The organism is Flavobacterium sp. N2820 (assembly GCF_025947285.1).
Taxonomy (GTDB): domain Bacteria; phylum Bacteroidota; class Bacteroidia; order Flavobacteriales; family Flavobacteriaceae; genus Flavobacterium.
Map to the genome: position 1 here is coordinate 2,360,846 of NZ_CP110008.1, position 14,619 is coordinate 2,375,464.

Below are 14,619 nucleotides of genomic sequence, written 5' to 3' on the forward strand. Positions count from 1 at the left end.
ATTAGTTTACTATAATTTGAGCTTAGTTTTAATGAAAAAATAACTTTTCGTATATTTGTTAACTAACGAAAAATGTAAAAGACATGAATGATTTTGTAGTAGTAGCGATTTTTAACCATCAACGAGAAACTTTAACTCTAAGAAGTGTTTTGGAGCGAAAAAAAATTCCATACATAATTCAGGATGAAACTGTAGTTTCGGTTGATCCTTTATCAAGTATGAGTTTAGGAAATATTAGTTTAAAAGTGGATGAAAATTACGTAGAGGAAGTTAAAAATATTTTAAAGAAAAAAAAGAAAGATAAATTCATAATCTAATTCAATTTAAAGCTGCCAGAAATGAGCAGCTTTTTTTATTTTCTATTTTTTATAATTTCAAAGTTTTCAACATTTATTAAATACAACAAAAAATATTTTTAATTAAATTTAAATTTATGATGGTTATTATAGTGTGTTAATATGTGGAATAAGTTTTTTTACAGAAGTGATTTTTAAAAGTTATTGTTAGTTATACAAAGAAATTAACAATTTAGTAATCTTCTAATGAATTGAAAATTAGTTAAAATTTGAATTATAGAATTAACTTATCAACATCTGTTCATAGTTGGTTTTATAGTTGTTTTGTAAATAACTTCATTTTTGATTTTCTGTTGAAAACTAATTTTTTTCTATTGATAACTTTTCTAAAAAATCGTGAAACTAAATTAGGAATTTCAATTACGGTTTTGGATTACAATTTATTTTCATACAACCAAAAAAAACTTCTAATTTTCTATCCAAAGTTGTTAACATAAGTTGTTAATTTAAAGTTAACTGATTATCAACGATTTATAAAAAAGAATTAACATTTGATAAAAATCACTGTGGAAAAGTGAATACTTTGTTGATTTTTAATGAAATAGATTAAAATTTCATATTGTTTCGTTGGTTTTTAAAATCTTCTTTTAAGAGTTCAAAATCTATTTTTCCTTTTGTCTTTTTAAGGTGTTCTAAAATCACAAAACTGCGTTCTATTTTTAAGTTAGAACTTTTAAATCGATTAATTACATGAATTAGTGTTCGTTGCGCTCCAGGAGTTAGTTTGTGAAATAAAATACTTCCATCAGGATCGTTGTATAAAACCTCTTCCATTTCTTCCGAAATAGGCATTCCATATTTAGATACATCGGGTTGAAGCTCTACTACTATATTTTCACCTACATTTATATTGCTTTCTTTTAAAATCTCTTTATTTAATAAAAGGTAATGAAAGCTTCCTTTTGGAGCCATTGCTCTACTAACAGTAATTGTATTATTTAAGGTACATTTTACACGTTTATCGGTTGTGATTTTTAATAATTCTTGATAAACATCTTCAGGAATTTCTATATACGGCCCGTGTCCTAAATTGTTTTCGTCGAAATACTTAATTTTTGCCTGAAATTTCATTTATTTACTATTTATATCCATAGCAAATTTAATATAAAACAACAATTGATTACTTTTGTAAAATATATTTAACAACACAACACATCATGAAAATTTCAATTGGAAACGACCACGCTGGTCCAGACTACAAAAAAGCAATCGTTCAGTTTTTAGAAGAAAAAGGACATACAATATATAATCACGGCACAGATACATTTGATAGTGTAGATTACCCTGATTTTGGTCATCCAGTTGCGTATGACGTTGAATCAAAAAAAGCCGATTTTGGAATTGTTATTTGCGGATCAGGAAATGGAATTGCTATGACAGTGAATAAACACCAAGATATTCGAGCTGCTTTATGTTGGACTAAAGAGATTGCCGCTCTAGCACGCCAACATAATGATGCTAATATTTTAAGTATTCCTGCTCGCTATACTTCTATTCAACAAGCTATTGAAATGGTAGATACTTTTTTAAATACTCCTTTTGAAGGTGGAAGACATGCAAATCGTGTAAAAAAAATAGCTTGTAAATAAGAATTTATAGAATTCATGGGAAACAATCACGTTCACATTATTAAGCACGAGGTTAAATCTAATAATTTAGTTTTTTCTATTTTATTAAATTTATTGATTACAGTAGCACAAATTGTGGGCGGTATAATTTCAGGAAGTTTAGCATTGATTTCAGATGCTTTGCATAATTTTTCAGATGTACTTTCTCTTGTTTTTAGTTTAGTAGCTCATAAACTATCCCGCAGAAAAGCATCTATAGATCAAACATTTGGCTTAAAAAGAGCCGAATTAATTGCAGCTTTTGTTAATGCGGCTACTTTAATTATTGTTGCTTTTATTTTAATTTATGGTGCCGCTGAACGCTTTTTTAATCCACATGAAATCGAATCAAATTTAGTAATTTGGCTTGCAGCTTTGGGAATTTTAGTAAACGGACTATCTGTTGTTTTATTAAAAAAAGATGCAGATCATAATTTAAATATGAAATCGGCTTATTTGCATCTGCTAACTGATATGATGGCTTCTGTAGCTGTATTGGTTGGTGGATTACTAATGAAATTTTATGGCTGGTTTTGGGTAGATAGTGTTATGACTATTTTAATAGCTATTTATTTAATTATAGTGGGATATGATTTGATTATAAAAGCCACAAAAATGTTAATGCTCTTTACACCAGAACATATAGATATTAAAGAGATAGTTAGAGAAGTACACAAAATTTCCGGAGCAGGAAAATTACATCACATTCATGTTTGGCATTTGAACGAAGAAGAAATTCATTTAGAAGCCCATTTAGATTGTCCAGAAGATTTCACTTTATCGCAATTTGATGAAGTATTACATCGAATAGAATTGGTATTATTTCAAAAATTTGGTATCAATCACATTACTATTCAACCCGAATTTAAAAAAGAAGACCCAAAAGATTTTATTGTTCAAGATTAGAAATTACAATTAGTTCCATAGAATTCTCAGAATAAAGCGCAAAATAATTAATTGAAGTATTGCAACTACGAAAAATTTTAGTAAAAAAGGGCACTTTGAAATTTTATGTCTAAAAATCAACATTCCAATAATACCGCCAAATAATCCTCCTAAAAAAATGAACCACAACAAACGAATTTCCGGAATACGGTTACCATTTTTTCTGGCCATTTTTTTGTCATAACCCCAAACAAAAAGAGTTATTAAATTTATAATCAATAAATAAAATAATATTGGTTCCATAAGGAATATAATTTTATTCAAAGATAGTATTTTAGCAGTTCAATTTTTATTTACTATGACTAACATTCAATTCATTCAAAACCAAACCAACATTGCTCCAAAAAGCATTGAAGCTACTATAAAATTACTTTCGGAAGATTGTACGATTCCCTTTATTTCGCGTTACCGTAAAGATCAAACTGGAAATTTAGATGAGGTGCAAATTGAAGCGATTTCAAAATTAAATAAGCAATTTGATGAAATCATCAAGCGAAAAGAAAGTATTTTAAAATCGATTGAAGAGCAAAAGGCTCTTTCCCCTGAATTGAAATCGAAAATTGAAAATAGTTTTGATTTACAAGAATTGGAAGATTTTTATTTACCCTACAAAAAGAAGAAAAAAACCAAAGCCGATGTGGCTCGCGAAAACGGACTAGAGCCATTAGCAAAAATTATCATGAGTCAAAAAAATGATGATATTGAGTTTTTAGCTTCAAAATATCTGAATGCAAACGTTAAAAACGAAGACGAAGCCTTACAAGGCGCTCGCGATATTATTGCCGAATGGATTAACGAAAACATCTTTATTCGTAAAAGTTTACGTCGCCTATTTCAACGAAAAGCAGAAATCACAACCAAAGTGGTTAAAACTAAAAAGGATGACGAAGCGGCTCAAAAATTCAATCAATATTTTGATTGGAACGAACCTATTTCAAAAGCACCATCACATCGTTTATTAGCGATGTTGCGTGCCGAAGCTGAAGGTTTTGTCAAACTAAATGTAGCGATTGAAAAAGAAGAAGCCTTAGATTTTATCGAAGAAAACATCATCAAAAATAAAAATTCTGAGGCAACAGAACATTTAGAATTAGCCATTAAAGACAGTTACAAACGCTTGTTAGAACCTGCTATTTCTAATGAAACGTTACAAGAAGCAAAAGCCAAAGCGGACATTAAAGCAATTGATGTATTTTCAGAAAATTTACGCCAATTGTTGTTAGCACCACCTTTAGGAGAAAAACGAATTTTAGCCATTGACCCAGGATATAGAACAGGTTGTAAGGTGGTTTGCTTGGATGAAAAAGGAGATTTGTTAAACAACGAAACTATTTATCCACACGCGCCACAAAATGATACAGCTATGGCGATGAAAAAAATCCGTTCGATGGTGAATGCGTATAATATTGAAGCGATTTCTATTGGAAATGGAACCGCTTCTCGTGAAACGGAATTTTTTATTAAAAAAATTGCTTTTGACAAACCTGTTCAGGTTTTTGTGGTTTCAGAAGCGGGCGCATCGGTGTATTCTGCAAGTAAAATTGCGCGTGAAGAATTCTCAAATTATGATGTAACGGTTCGTGGTTCGGTTTCGATAGGAAGACGACTTTCCGATCCATTGGCAGAATTGGTAAAAATCGACCCAAAATCAATCGGAGTTGGACAATATCAACACGATGTAGATCAAACCAAATTGCAATCTGCATTGGATAGCACTGTAATGAGTTGCGTGAATTCAGTGGGAATTAATATTAATACAGCCAGTAAATCGTTGTTGAGTTATGTTTCTGGAATTGGCGAAAAAATGGCGGAAAATATCGTAGCTTATCGTTCAGAAAATGGTCCGTTTGAAGACAGAAAACAACTGAAAAAAGTACCAAGATTAGGCGAAAAAGCCTACCAACAAGCGGCAGCTTTTATTAGAATTCGTGACGGGAAAAATCCGTTAGATAATTCGGCAGTACATCCCGAAGCGTACCCTATTGTGGAAAAAATGGCAAAAGATTTAGGCATCAAAACCACCGAATTAATTGCCAACAAAGAAAAAATCGCACAAATTAAACCAGAAAATTACATTACAGCAGAAATCGGGATTTTAACGTTGAAAGACATTTTAAAAGAGTTAGAAAAACCAGGTTTAGACCCAAGAAAAGCCGCTAAAATTTTTGAATTTGACCCAAATGTAAAAACCATAAAAGACATAAGAGTAGGAATGATTTTACCTGGAATTGTCAATAACATCACTGCTTTTGGTTGTTTCGTTGATGTGGGTATCAAAGAAAGTGGTTTGGTGCACATTTCCCAACTTAAAGAAGGCTATGTTTCTGATGTAAACGAAGTTGTAAAAATGCACCAACACGTGCAAGTAAAAGTCGTTGAAGTTGACGAAGCTAGAAAACGCATTCAGTTGACGATGATTTTATAATTTTTTTGAGGGTTATCAAAATAAAATCCCAAATTCCAGCTAATTAAAGTTGGAATTTGGGATTTTAAATATTTGAATTTAAAGAAAATTATTCTTTAGTTTCTTCTTCTTTTTTAGAATTTGCTGGTTGATCGTCTTTGGCTGCGTTTTTAAATTCTTTAATTCCGTTACCAATTCCTTTCATTAATTCTGGAATTTTTTTTCCTCCAAAAAGAAGTAAAATAATAACAACCACAAGAATTATTTGAGGCATTCCAATAACGCCTAAAAATATAGCTAATGCATTCATTTTTTCTAAAATTTAAAGTACAAAGATATAAAGAAATTAACAAATGATTATTTTTTAACGATTTATTATACTATTCCAATTTACAAACCCGTTGTATTTAGTATATTTGTGATATAAATGGGTTCAAAAATGGCTAACAAAAAGCTAAAAAGGCAACTACTTCTAAAAAAGCTTTACAACAAAAGAAGACTGGTTATTCTTAACGAAGATACTTTTGAAGAAACGTTTTCATTAAAATTAAACTTAATGAATGTCTTTGTTGTGGGAACTATCGGTGCCATTTTAATCATTTTTGTAACTACTTATATCATTGCTTTTACACCTTTACGCGAATATATACCTGGTTATGCTTCATCAAAATTAAAACAAGATGCATTGGAAATGGCAATAAAATCAGATTCTCTGGAAAAGTCGGTAAAAATAAACAATGCATATATTGCTTCTATTAAAAAAGTATTAACGGGCGATTTAGAATATGCGAAGTTGAACAAAGATTCTATCAAAGCTTTAGATATTTCCGAAATTGATGTATCGGCGCTTTCACCAACAGAAAAAGAAGAAGAATTACGAAACCAAGTTATTAAAGAAGACAAATACAATGTATTTGAAAGCTCAAAACCTAAAGTTAGTTTTGTATTGTTTCCGCCTGCCCAAGGTGCTATTTTGCAAAAATATAATGTTGCCAATAAACATTTAGCCGTTAAAATTGCTTTAACTAATAATACACCTATAAAATCGGTTGGAGCAGGAACTATCATTTTTTCTGATTGGACACCAAGTTCGGGTTATGTGGTGATTATTCGTCATAAAGATGATATTTTGTCGGTGTATAAAAACGCAGCTTCGGTGACAAAATCACAAGGAAACATTGTGAGATCTGGTGAAGTTATTGCTCTTGCCGGAAATGCCAATGCTGTCCAAAATTCGGGTGCAACACTTCATTTTGAATTATGGAAAGATGGTTTTCCAATTGATCCAACACAGTTTATCAATTTCAATTAACATGTCAGTAAAAGCTTTTGCAGCAAAATTATTTGCTAAAAGAATTCATGCGAAAACCCAAAAATGGGCTAATAATCCTGTTGAAACCCAACAAAAAGTGTTTCAAGAATTAATCAAAGAAGCGACTCAAACGCATTTTGGCAAAGACCACCATTTTTCATCTATAAAAACGTTCTCGGATTTTGCTCAAAAAGTTCCTGTTCGCGATTACGAAGGGTTAAAACACTATGTTGATAAAGTAGTAAAAGGCGAAGAAAATGTACTTTGGAAAGGAAAACCATTGTATTTTGCTAAAACGTCTGGAACTACTTCAGGTGCTAAATATATTCCATTGACAAAAGAATCGATGCCATTTCATATTCAAGCAGCTCGAAACGCTATTTTGAGTTACATACACGAAACTGGAAACGCAGAATTTGTAAAAGGTAAAATGATTTTCTTGCAAGGAAGCCCGCTTTTAGAAGAAAAAAACGGTGTCAAATTGGGAAGATTATCAGGAATTGTAGCGCATTTTGTTCCGAAATATTTACAAAAAAACCGAATGCCAAGTTGGGAAACCAATTGCATTGAAGATTGGGAAACGAAAGTCAATGCTATTGTTGAAGAAACCATCAATGAAGATATGTCGGTGATTTCAGGTATTCCGTCTTGGGTGCAAATGTATTTTGAGAAACTAGCAGCAAAAGCAAATAAACCTGTTGGCGAAATCTTCAAAAACTTTAATTTGTTCATTTATGGCGGCGTAAATTACGAACCATATCGTGCGAAATTTGAAAATTTAATTGGAAGAAAAGTCGATTCTATTGAGTTATTTCCAGCTTCTGAAGGCTTTTTTGCTTACCAAGATTCACAGAAGGAAAAGGGAATGCTATTGCTATTAAATGCTGGAATTTTCTACGAATTCATAAAAGCAGACGAATTTTTTACCGAAAACCCAAAACGCTACACCATTGGAGAAGTTGAATTAGGTGTTAATTACGTTTTAATTATTTCTACTAATGCTGGACTTTGGGCTTATAATATTGGCGACACAGTTCAGTTTACTTGTTTAAAACCATATAGAATTATAGTTTCAGGTCGTATTAAACATTATATTTCCGCTTTTGGCGAACATGTTATTGGAAAAGAAGTAGAATCAGCATTAAAAGAAGCAATGGAAGGAACTGATGTTCGTGTAAATGAATTTACAGTTGCGCCACAAATTACACCAAACTCAGGATTACCGTATCACGAATGGTTCATTGAATTTGAAAATGAACCAACCAATTTAGAACAATTTGCACTAAAAATAGACGCTGCCATGCGCAAACAAAACGTGTATTATGACGATTTGATTGTTGGTAATGTGTTGCGAACTATAGTAATTACGAGTGTTCCAAAAAATGGTTTTCAAGAGTATATGAAATCCATTGGCAAATTAGGTGGACAAAATAAGTTACCACGATTAAGCAACGATAGAACCATTGCGGGTTTTTTCACAAGTAATAAATAACTGTTTTGTCATTCTGAACTTGTTTACTTCGTCAGTTCGCAAGCTCGGGTCAGAATCTAAAAAGAGAAGCTGAACTTGTTTCAGCTTGACAGAGTTTCTAATAATATATTTTAATGAATAAGTTTTTAGTTTTATTTTTTATTTCTTTTTCCCTTTCTGCTCAAATCAAAGGCGTAGTCAAAGACAGTCTTTCTAGCGAGCCGATTCCGTATGTGAATATTTGGGTGGAGAATGAAACAGTTGGAACTACATCAGAAATAGATGGAACTTTTTCATTGGCTATAAAAGAAGAGAAAGTATTGGTTTTTTCAGCTTTGGGTTATGAATCAAAAAAGGGGGCATCAACAAATGAAGTTATATTTTTAAAACCAATTGCTTATGAATTGAATGAGGTGGTGGTTGAGCAACCTAGATTTAAGGAAGAAATAGAAATTGGAGATGTAAATAAGCCTAATTATTTGCCAGAACCTCAAACCACACCATGGATTCATGCAAGAAAATTTGAATTTAATCAGATAAGGGGCAATAGTAAGTTCATTAAAAGTTTAAAATTTTTTACGAATAGCGAAGTAGATAACGGAGTTTTTAGAGTAAGAATTTTTGAAGTAAATACAGAAGGAATGCCAGGAAAGGATTTAGTAGATGAAGACATTTTAGTTACAGTAAAAAAAGGAAAAAAGAAAACAATTGTAGATGTTTCAAAGTTTACAATTCAAATTCCTGAAAATGGAATAATTGTTGGATTTGAAAGTTTAATAATTGAGCAAAATAAATTTGAACAAGAAGTTCATAGTCAAAAACCTAAAAAGGGGTTTAAAGTAACGAATTATTCTCCTCATATCATGTATTTTTATAATGATTTTGTGGAGCATTACACTTATAGATCAGGCAAATGGTTATATTTTAATAAGGCTTATAAAGAAAAATTCAAAGAAACTTACAGAATACCTATTCCAGCCATAAACCTAATTTTAACCAACTAATGAAATACATATTTTTATTATACTTAATCTCATGTTCCCTTTCTGCTCAAATCAAAGGCGTAGTCAAAGACAGTATTTCTGGCGAACCCATTCCATTTGTGAACATTTGGGTAGAAAATGAAACAGTTGGAACTACATCTGAAGCAAATGGTAGTTTTTTCTTAGATGCTTCCAAACAAAAAAACATTGTTTTTTCAGTCTTGGGATACGAAAAAAAAACAATTAAGGGGTCTGAAATCACTTCAGTTAATTTAAAACCAACAGCATACGAACTCGATGAAATTATAGTTCTTAATAAAAAACAGACCAAGAAAACAGAAATTGGAAATATCAAAAATGCTATTTTTCAATCGTTTGACAATGGGCCAAAAGTAGAAGCTAAGTTTTTCCCATATCAGTCGACGTATTCCAAAACTAAATTTATAAAAGAAGTAACCATTTTTACAGACAGTAGAATAGATAGCGCCACTATTAAAATACATTTTTATAGTGTGGATGAAAATGGTGCACCTGGAAAAGAATTAGTACATAAAGATTTTGTGGTTACTTTAAAAAAAGGAGTGCTAAGACATAAATTTGATGTGTCGCATTACGATATGGTTTTTCCTGAAAAAGGACTCTTTGTTGCCTATGAAAAGTTATTCATTGAAAGCAACAAAACGGGAACAAAATATCAGCCTTATGTATTGTATAATTTTGTAGAAAGAGACTTTTTTTATACGTATTCTTATGGAAAATGGCACAAACAAGAAGCAGATTTACAAGGAAAATTACTATTAAACGAACCATCAATAAACCTGATTTTATCCAACTAAAAAATAAAAATTGTACCTTTGTAGGTTAGATAAACAAAATATTAATGAAAGACATTAAAAACATTTCGCGTTCTAGAGCGCAAGAGTCCTCAGCAGCTATTGAGCGACTGTACATTACCATGAGACATTTATTCAACAGAGGTTTCTATAAACCAATGGGTGTTTCTGGAGAAACTTTAAGAGAAGCATTATTAGCGCTTCGACCAGAAATTTATGGCTCAATTGCCGAAGAAAAAGTAGAATTAAATGGATTGTTGTATGTAATTGAACGTTTGCCAGTAGGAATTGAACAATGCAGATACATCAATTTAACTTCAGATGAAGGGTATTCAAATTCACACTTTAAAGCAATCGTTCCACCAAAAAGAAGAAGAAATTGCTACCGTATTGACGATGAGCAAATGAACATCGAAATTACCCGCGGCCGTTCAGACATCTATGATATTTTAACCCATTTAACCTTTATTTTTATCGAATCACATAAAATTAAAGACCGTGTTTTAATCGATGAAGAAGGAAGATTTACTCGCGATTGGGAAAAATTAGAACAAGTAGTTTTACAAAACAAAAAACTTACTTTAGTTGATAGAGAAAAAGCAATTTCGCACGCTTCAAATATTTTAGGTAGAACTTTTGCAGAAGTAAAAGCAATTTACGAAGATTTTGGAACTACAGAAACTCCAGAACGTTTTCTTCACATTGTATATTGGTTAGGAAAATTAGCTATTGAAGAAGTGGTTGATAATAATAAACGTACCATAACTTTTAGTCCAATTTTGAGAGAAAGGTTAGGACATCATATTTATGGCGAAATTTGGGCCAACAACATTAAAGAAGTTTTGGTAAAAAACAATTTGATTGAGCGACCAATTCACGTTATTAGTGCGAATATGCACAGCGTAATGAATTCTATTTTTGCCGAACCTGTTTTAGGAAAAAAATATAAAGATGCTGCTGATTTTCAAATATTTGAAGATTTAAGTAGTTCAAATAATAAAGAACTACGCAAGAAAGTAGAAGATTTAGCGTTACAACAAGGAATGATTTCGTTACCAGATACATCTGGAACCAACATTGACGTTCAAATATTTGATACGGCAAAAATTGATATTAAAAAATCTGCCTTTGCCAAAGCTAATTTGGGCGATAATAAACCGGTTTTAATTGTAATGGATTATGCGTTTGGTGAACAAGCTTATGAAACGATTGATGAATTATTGAAACCGTATAAAATTGCCAAAAACAAATTGTTTTTAAATGTAGAATCGGTTTCTATTATGGGGAAAGCAGGAATTTTAGAAGGAGGGAAAGGTGATATCATGATTCCAACAGCACACGTGAATGAAGGAACGGCTGATAATTATTTCTTTGAAAACGAATTAAAAGCAGCAATGTTAAAAGGAAATGATATTCCGGTTTTTGAAGGACCAATGATTACCGTATTGGGAACATCATTGCAAAATAGAGATTTGTTGAAGTTTTTTCACGAGTCTACTTGGGAAGCCATTGGGTTAGAAATGGAAGGCGCATATTATCAAAAAGCCATTCAATCGGCATCAAAAATTAGAAAAAGTATTAATCCAAATGTAAAGGTTCGATACGCTTATTATGCATCAGATAATCCATTAGAAACAGGAAGTACATTAGCTTCAGGCGGATTGGGAACTACGGGTGTAAAACCAACGTATTTAATCACGATTAAAATATTAGAACAAATCTTTAACGTAAAATAAGCATAAATGAGTACAAATTCTCAAGACCAAGAAATAGATTTAGGACAAATAGGTGCTGGAATTAAAAAATTATTGAACAGTATTTTAAATACAATTTTTGATTTCATTTTCTTTATAAAAAAGAAAATTATTGTAATTGTAATATTGTTTGTTTTGGGCGTTTTTTTAGGTTTTTATGCCGATAGAACTCCTAATTATACGCAAGATATTACAGTAATTCCTAATTTTGGAAGTAATGAATATTTGTACAAAAAAATTGACTTTTTAAATTCAAGAATTATTGAAAAAGACGACCAATTTTTCAAGAGTATTGGAGTGGTTAATTATGATAAAATAGGAAAAATTGAAATCAAAGCGATTAACGGAATTTTTGGTTTTGTCAACATGAGAAACAACGAACAAAATTTTGAGTTAATTAAATTAATGGCAGAGGATGGAAACATTGATGAAATTATAAAAAATGATATCACCAGTAAAAATTTCTATTTTCACAACATTACCTTTAAAACGGAAGAGCAAATCAATCAGAAAGAAATTGTAGATCCAATTGTAAATTATTTGCAAGAAAATACTTTTTATAAAAAACAACAGAAAATTTTTCAAGAAAACCTTCGTGAAAAAATACAATTTAATGATTCTTTAATTCATCAAATTGATGGTTTGATTATTAAATTAACGAGCAATAGTTCATCAGGAAGTAGTATTTCAATTTCTGAAAAAAATGGGGTAAGTGAATTGATTAACAAGAAAGACGAATTAATAAAAGAGTCTCAGAATTTAAAAGTTAATTTACATGAATATGAGGACATTATTAAGGTTCAAAATATCTCTTTAAATAATGTTAATAATCAAGGAACAAACAATAAAATGAAATTAATTTTACCATTTCTTTTTGTGTTTATTTATTTAGCATTTTATGGGTTTATTTTACTTTACAAGAAGCAATTAGTTAGAGTTAATTCATAATGAAAAAAATACTTGTCACTGGAGGCGCAGGATTTATAGGCGCTAATTTTGTTCCCTATTTTATCGAAAATAATCCAGAGTATCATTTGGTAAATTTGGATTTATTAACGTATGCTGGAAATTTAGAAAACGTTTCGGAAGTTGAAAATCACCCAAGATATACTTTTATACAAGGTGATATTTGCGATAGAAATTTTATAGAAGCATTGTTTCAAAAATTTCAATTTCACGATGTTATTCACTTTGCTGCAGAAAGTCATGTTGATAATTCAATATCGGGTCCGGAAGCATTTATAAAAACCAATGTTTTAGGAACGTTTAATTTATTAGATACCGCCAGAAAACTTTGGATGTTGGCACCCAATCAATATAACACAGGTTTTGAAAATTCGCGTTTTCATCATGTTTCTACAGATGAGGTGTATGGAACATTAGGCGAAACAGGTTTGTTTGAAGAAACTACTCCATATGCACCAAATAGCCCATATTCTGCTTCAAAAGCTGGTTCAGATATGATTGTGAGAAGTTATTTTCATACGTATGGAATGAATGTAGTAACTACAAATTGTTCTAACAATTATGGCCCAAAACAACACGATGAAAAATTAATTCCAACGATTATTCGTAAAGCCATTTTGGGCGAAAATATTCCTGTTTATGGCGATGGAAAGAACGTACGCGATTGGTTGTATGTTTTAGATCATTGCAAAGGAATTGAGTTGGCGTTTAAAAAAGGAAAAGCTGGAGAAACCTACAATATTGGCGGAAGAAACGAGCGAAACAATTTGTATATTGTTGATACTGTTTGTACAATTTTGAATACATTACAACCAAAATCTACAGGAACATATCAAGACCAAATTACTTTTGTAAAAGACAGACCTGGTCATGATTTACGCTATGCCATTGATGCCACTAAAATTGAGACAGAATTAGGTTGGAAAGCAGTTGAAAATTTTGAAACAGGAATTATAAAAACGGTTGAATGGTATTTGAAAAAGTTTAATTAAGGGTACCATAACCATGCTTTATGTATGGAGTATCTATAGCGTATCTATGGCGCATCTACACTAAAAGATTATGAAAGGAATTATATTAGCAGGAGGTTCAGGAACACGTTTGCATCCGATAACATTAGCGGTTAGTAAGCAATTGATGCCTATATATGACAAACCTATGATTTATTACCCATTATCTACTTTGATGTGGGCTGGAATCAATGAGATTTTAATTATTTCAACACCTCATGACTTGCCGTTGTTTCGACAATTATTAGGTGATGGAAAATCATTGGGATGTAAATTTGAATACGCGGTTCAAGAGAATCCAAATGGTTTAGCTGAAGCTTTTATCATTGGAAAAGAGTTTGTGGGGAATGATAAAGTGGCTTTAATTTTGGGGGATAATATTTTTTATGGAACCGGTTTAGCCGAGTTGCTTCAAGCAAATAATAATCCTGATGGTGGAATTATTTATGCGTATCATGTGCATGACCCAGAACGATATGGAGTAGTAGATTTTGATGCTCAAGGAAAAGTACTCTCAATAGAAGAAAAACCAGAACAGCCAAAATCTAATTATGCAGTGCCAGGAATTTATTTTTATGACAACGAGGTTTTGTCTATAGCAGCTAACATTAAACCAAGTCATCGTGGTGAATTAGAAATCACAGATGTGAATAAAGAATATTTGAGCAGAGGTAAACTTCAAGTTAGTATTTTAGATAGAGGAACTGCTTGGTTGGATACTGGAACTTTTCAGTCATTAATGCAAGCTGGACAATTTGTTGAGGTTATTGAAGAGCGTCAAGGATTAAAAATTGGAGCTATTGAAGAAGCGGCTTACAAAATGGGTTTTATTGATGCTAACCAATTGAAAAAATTAGCAGTACCGCTATTAAAAAGTGGTTATGGTAAACATTTAATGAGCTTAGTTTAAATAGCCAATTAACAATATTCAATGAGCTAATGCAGTTAAAATTGGCTTATTGACATATCGTCTTATTG

General features: G+C 31.3%; 15 protein-coding genes. 12 read left to right on the forward strand and 3 right to left on the reverse strand.

The window, feature by feature from the left end:
- Positions 1 to 83: 83 nt before the first annotated feature.
- The gene (locus OLM52_RS11080; RefSeq protein WP_264548573.1) at positions 84 to 317 is read left to right on the forward strand and encodes a DUF2007 domain-containing protein; all 234 of its coding nucleotides are present in this window, start codon (positions 84 to 86) and stop codon (positions 315 to 317) included.
- Positions 318 to 902: 585 nt separating this feature from the next.
- Here the strand turns inward: OLM52_RS11080 and OLM52_RS11085 are convergent.
- Positions 903 to 1,427: a DUF1905 domain-containing protein gene (locus OLM52_RS11085; RefSeq protein WP_264548574.1), complete on the reverse strand. Its 525-nt coding sequence runs from the start codon at positions 1,425 to 1,427 to the stop codon at positions 903 to 905.
- Between the two features lie 86 nt (positions 1,428 to 1,513).
- On the opposite strand from OLM52_RS11085, the gene rpiB reads away from it, so the two are divergent.
- Together rpiB and OLM52_RS11095 are read left to right on the forward strand one after the other, a co-directional pair.
- Positions 1,514 to 1,945: a ribose 5-phosphate isomerase B gene (gene rpiB, locus OLM52_RS11090; RefSeq protein WP_264548575.1), complete on the forward strand. Its 432-nt coding sequence runs from the start codon at positions 1,514 to 1,516 to the stop codon at positions 1,943 to 1,945.
- Positions 1,946 to 1,960: 15 nt separating this feature from the next.
- Positions 1,961 to 2,869 (forward strand): cation diffusion facilitator family transporter, encoded by a 909-nt coding sequence (locus tag OLM52_RS11095; RefSeq protein WP_264548576.1) that lies wholly within the window; start codon positions 1,961 to 1,963, stop codon positions 2,867 to 2,869.
- A gap of 9 nt (positions 2,870 to 2,878) precedes the next feature.
- Here the strand turns inward: OLM52_RS11095 and OLM52_RS11100 are convergent, their stop codons facing one another.
- Complete coding sequence (locus OLM52_RS11100; RefSeq protein WP_264548577.1) at positions 2,879 to 3,151, reverse strand: DUF1294 domain-containing protein; 273 nt, start codon at positions 3,149 to 3,151, stop codon at positions 2,879 to 2,881.
- Between the two features lie 55 nt (positions 3,152 to 3,206).
- Between OLM52_RS11100 and OLM52_RS11105 the strand changes: the two genes are divergently transcribed.
- Complete coding sequence (locus OLM52_RS11105) at positions 3,207 to 5,333, forward strand: Tex family protein (RefSeq protein ID WP_264548578.1); 2,127 nt, start codon at positions 3,207 to 3,209, stop codon at positions 5,331 to 5,333.
- Positions 5,334 to 5,421: 88 nt separating this feature from the next.
- On the opposite strand, the gene tatA is transcribed toward OLM52_RS11105, so the two are convergent.
- Entirely contained in the window at positions 5,422 to 5,622 is a 201-nt protein-coding gene (tatA, locus tag OLM52_RS11110) for a twin-arginine translocase TatA/TatE family subunit (protein WP_264548579.1), read from the reverse strand.
- Between the two features lie 129 nt (positions 5,623 to 5,751).
- On the opposite strand from tatA, the gene OLM52_RS11115 reads away from it, so the two are divergent.
- From OLM52_RS11115 to rfbA, 8 genes are all read left to right on the forward strand, one after another.
- A complete protein-coding gene (locus OLM52_RS11115) occupies positions 5,752 to 6,624 on the forward strand; it encodes a murein hydrolase activator EnvC family protein (RefSeq protein ID WP_264548580.1) in 873 nt (290 codons plus the stop codon).
- A 1-nt stretch (position 6,625) separates the two neighbouring features.
- Positions 6,626 to 8,116: a GH3 auxin-responsive promoter family protein gene (locus OLM52_RS11120; protein ID WP_264548581.1), complete on the forward strand. Its 1,491-nt coding sequence runs from the start codon at positions 6,626 to 6,628 to the stop codon at positions 8,114 to 8,116.
- Positions 8,117 to 8,229: 113 nt separating this feature from the next.
- The gene (locus OLM52_RS11125; protein WP_264548582.1) at positions 8,230 to 9,099 is read left to right on the forward strand and encodes a carboxypeptidase-like regulatory domain-containing protein; all 870 of its coding nucleotides are present in this window, start codon (positions 8,230 to 8,232) and stop codon (positions 9,097 to 9,099) included.
- Complete coding sequence (locus OLM52_RS11130; RefSeq protein WP_264548583.1) at positions 9,099 to 9,914, forward strand: carboxypeptidase-like regulatory domain-containing protein; 816 nt, start codon at positions 9,099 to 9,101, stop codon at positions 9,912 to 9,914. Before OLM52_RS11125 ends, OLM52_RS11130 begins: the two co-directional genes overlap by 1 nt.
- Positions 9,915 to 9,958: 44 nt before the next feature.
- Entirely contained in the window at positions 9,959 to 11,647 is a 1,689-nt protein-coding gene (locus OLM52_RS11135) for a DUF6909 family protein (RefSeq protein ID WP_264548584.1), read from the forward strand.
- A 6-nt stretch (positions 11,648 to 11,653) separates the two neighbouring features.
- Complete coding sequence (locus OLM52_RS11140) at positions 11,654 to 12,613, forward strand: hypothetical protein (protein ID WP_264548585.1); 960 nt, start codon at positions 11,654 to 11,656, stop codon at positions 12,611 to 12,613.
- Complete coding sequence (gene rfbB, locus OLM52_RS11145; protein ID WP_264548586.1) at positions 12,613 to 13,623, forward strand: dTDP-glucose 4,6-dehydratase; 1,011 nt, start codon at positions 12,613 to 12,615, stop codon at positions 13,621 to 13,623. The genes OLM52_RS11140 and rfbB overlap by 1 nt, the downstream gene beginning before the upstream one ends.
- Positions 13,624 to 13,693: 70 nt before the next feature.
- Positions 13,694 to 14,551, forward strand: coding sequence for a glucose-1-phosphate thymidylyltransferase RfbA (gene rfbA / locus OLM52_RS11150; RefSeq protein WP_264548587.1), 858 nt, complete (start codon positions 13,694 to 13,696; stop codon positions 14,549 to 14,551).
- Positions 14,552 to 14,619: the final 68 nt, after the last annotated feature.

Bases quoted from the DNA above. Each gene is read 5' to 3' on its own strand.
- OLM52_RS11100 (WP_264548577.1), bottom strand. From the start codon at position 3,151: ATGGAACCAATATTATTTTATTTATTGATTATAAATTTAATAACTCTT.
- OLM52_RS11125 (WP_264548582.1), top strand. From the start codon at position 8,230: ATGAATAAGTTTTTAGTTTTATTTTTTATTTCTTTTTCCCTTTCTGCT.
- OLM52_RS11130 (WP_264548583.1), top strand. From the start codon at position 9,099: ATGAAATACATATTTTTATTATACTTAATCTCATGTTCCCTTTCTGCT.
- OLM52_RS11080 (WP_264548573.1), top strand. From the start codon at position 84: ATGAATGATTTTGTAGTAGTAGCGATTTTTAACCATCAACGAGAAACT.
- OLM52_RS11140 (WP_264548585.1), top strand. From the start codon at position 11,654: ATGAGTACAAATTCTCAAGACCAAGAAATAGATTTAGGACAAATAGGT.
- OLM52_RS11085 (WP_264548574.1), bottom strand. From the start codon at position 1,427: ATGAAATTTCAGGCAAAAATTAAGTATTTCGACGAAAACAATTTAGGA.
- tatA (WP_264548579.1), bottom strand. From the start codon at position 5,622: ATGAATGCATTAGCTATATTTTTAGGCGTTATTGGAATGCCTCAAATA.
- rfbA (WP_264548587.1), top strand. From the start codon at position 13,694: ATGAAAGGAATTATATTAGCAGGAGGTTCAGGAACACGTTTGCATCCG.
- OLM52_RS11105 (WP_264548578.1), top strand. From the start codon at position 3,207: ATGACTAACATTCAATTCATTCAAAACCAAACCAACATTGCTCCAAAA.
- rfbB (WP_264548586.1), top strand. From the start codon at position 12,613: ATGAAAAAAATACTTGTCACTGGAGGCGCAGGATTTATAGGCGCTAAT.
- rpiB (WP_264548575.1), top strand. From the start codon at position 1,514: ATGAAAATTTCAATTGGAAACGACCACGCTGGTCCAGACTACAAAAAA.
- OLM52_RS11120 (WP_264548581.1), top strand. From the start codon at position 6,626: ATGTCAGTAAAAGCTTTTGCAGCAAAATTATTTGCTAAAAGAATTCAT.
- OLM52_RS11115 (WP_264548580.1), top strand. From the start codon at position 5,752: ATGGCTAACAAAAAGCTAAAAAGGCAACTACTTCTAAAAAAGCTTTAC.
- OLM52_RS11135 (WP_264548584.1), top strand. From the start codon at position 9,959: ATGAAAGACATTAAAAACATTTCGCGTTCTAGAGCGCAAGAGTCCTCA.
- OLM52_RS11095 (WP_264548576.1), top strand. From the start codon at position 1,961: ATGGGAAACAATCACGTTCACATTATTAAGCACGAGGTTAAATCTAAT.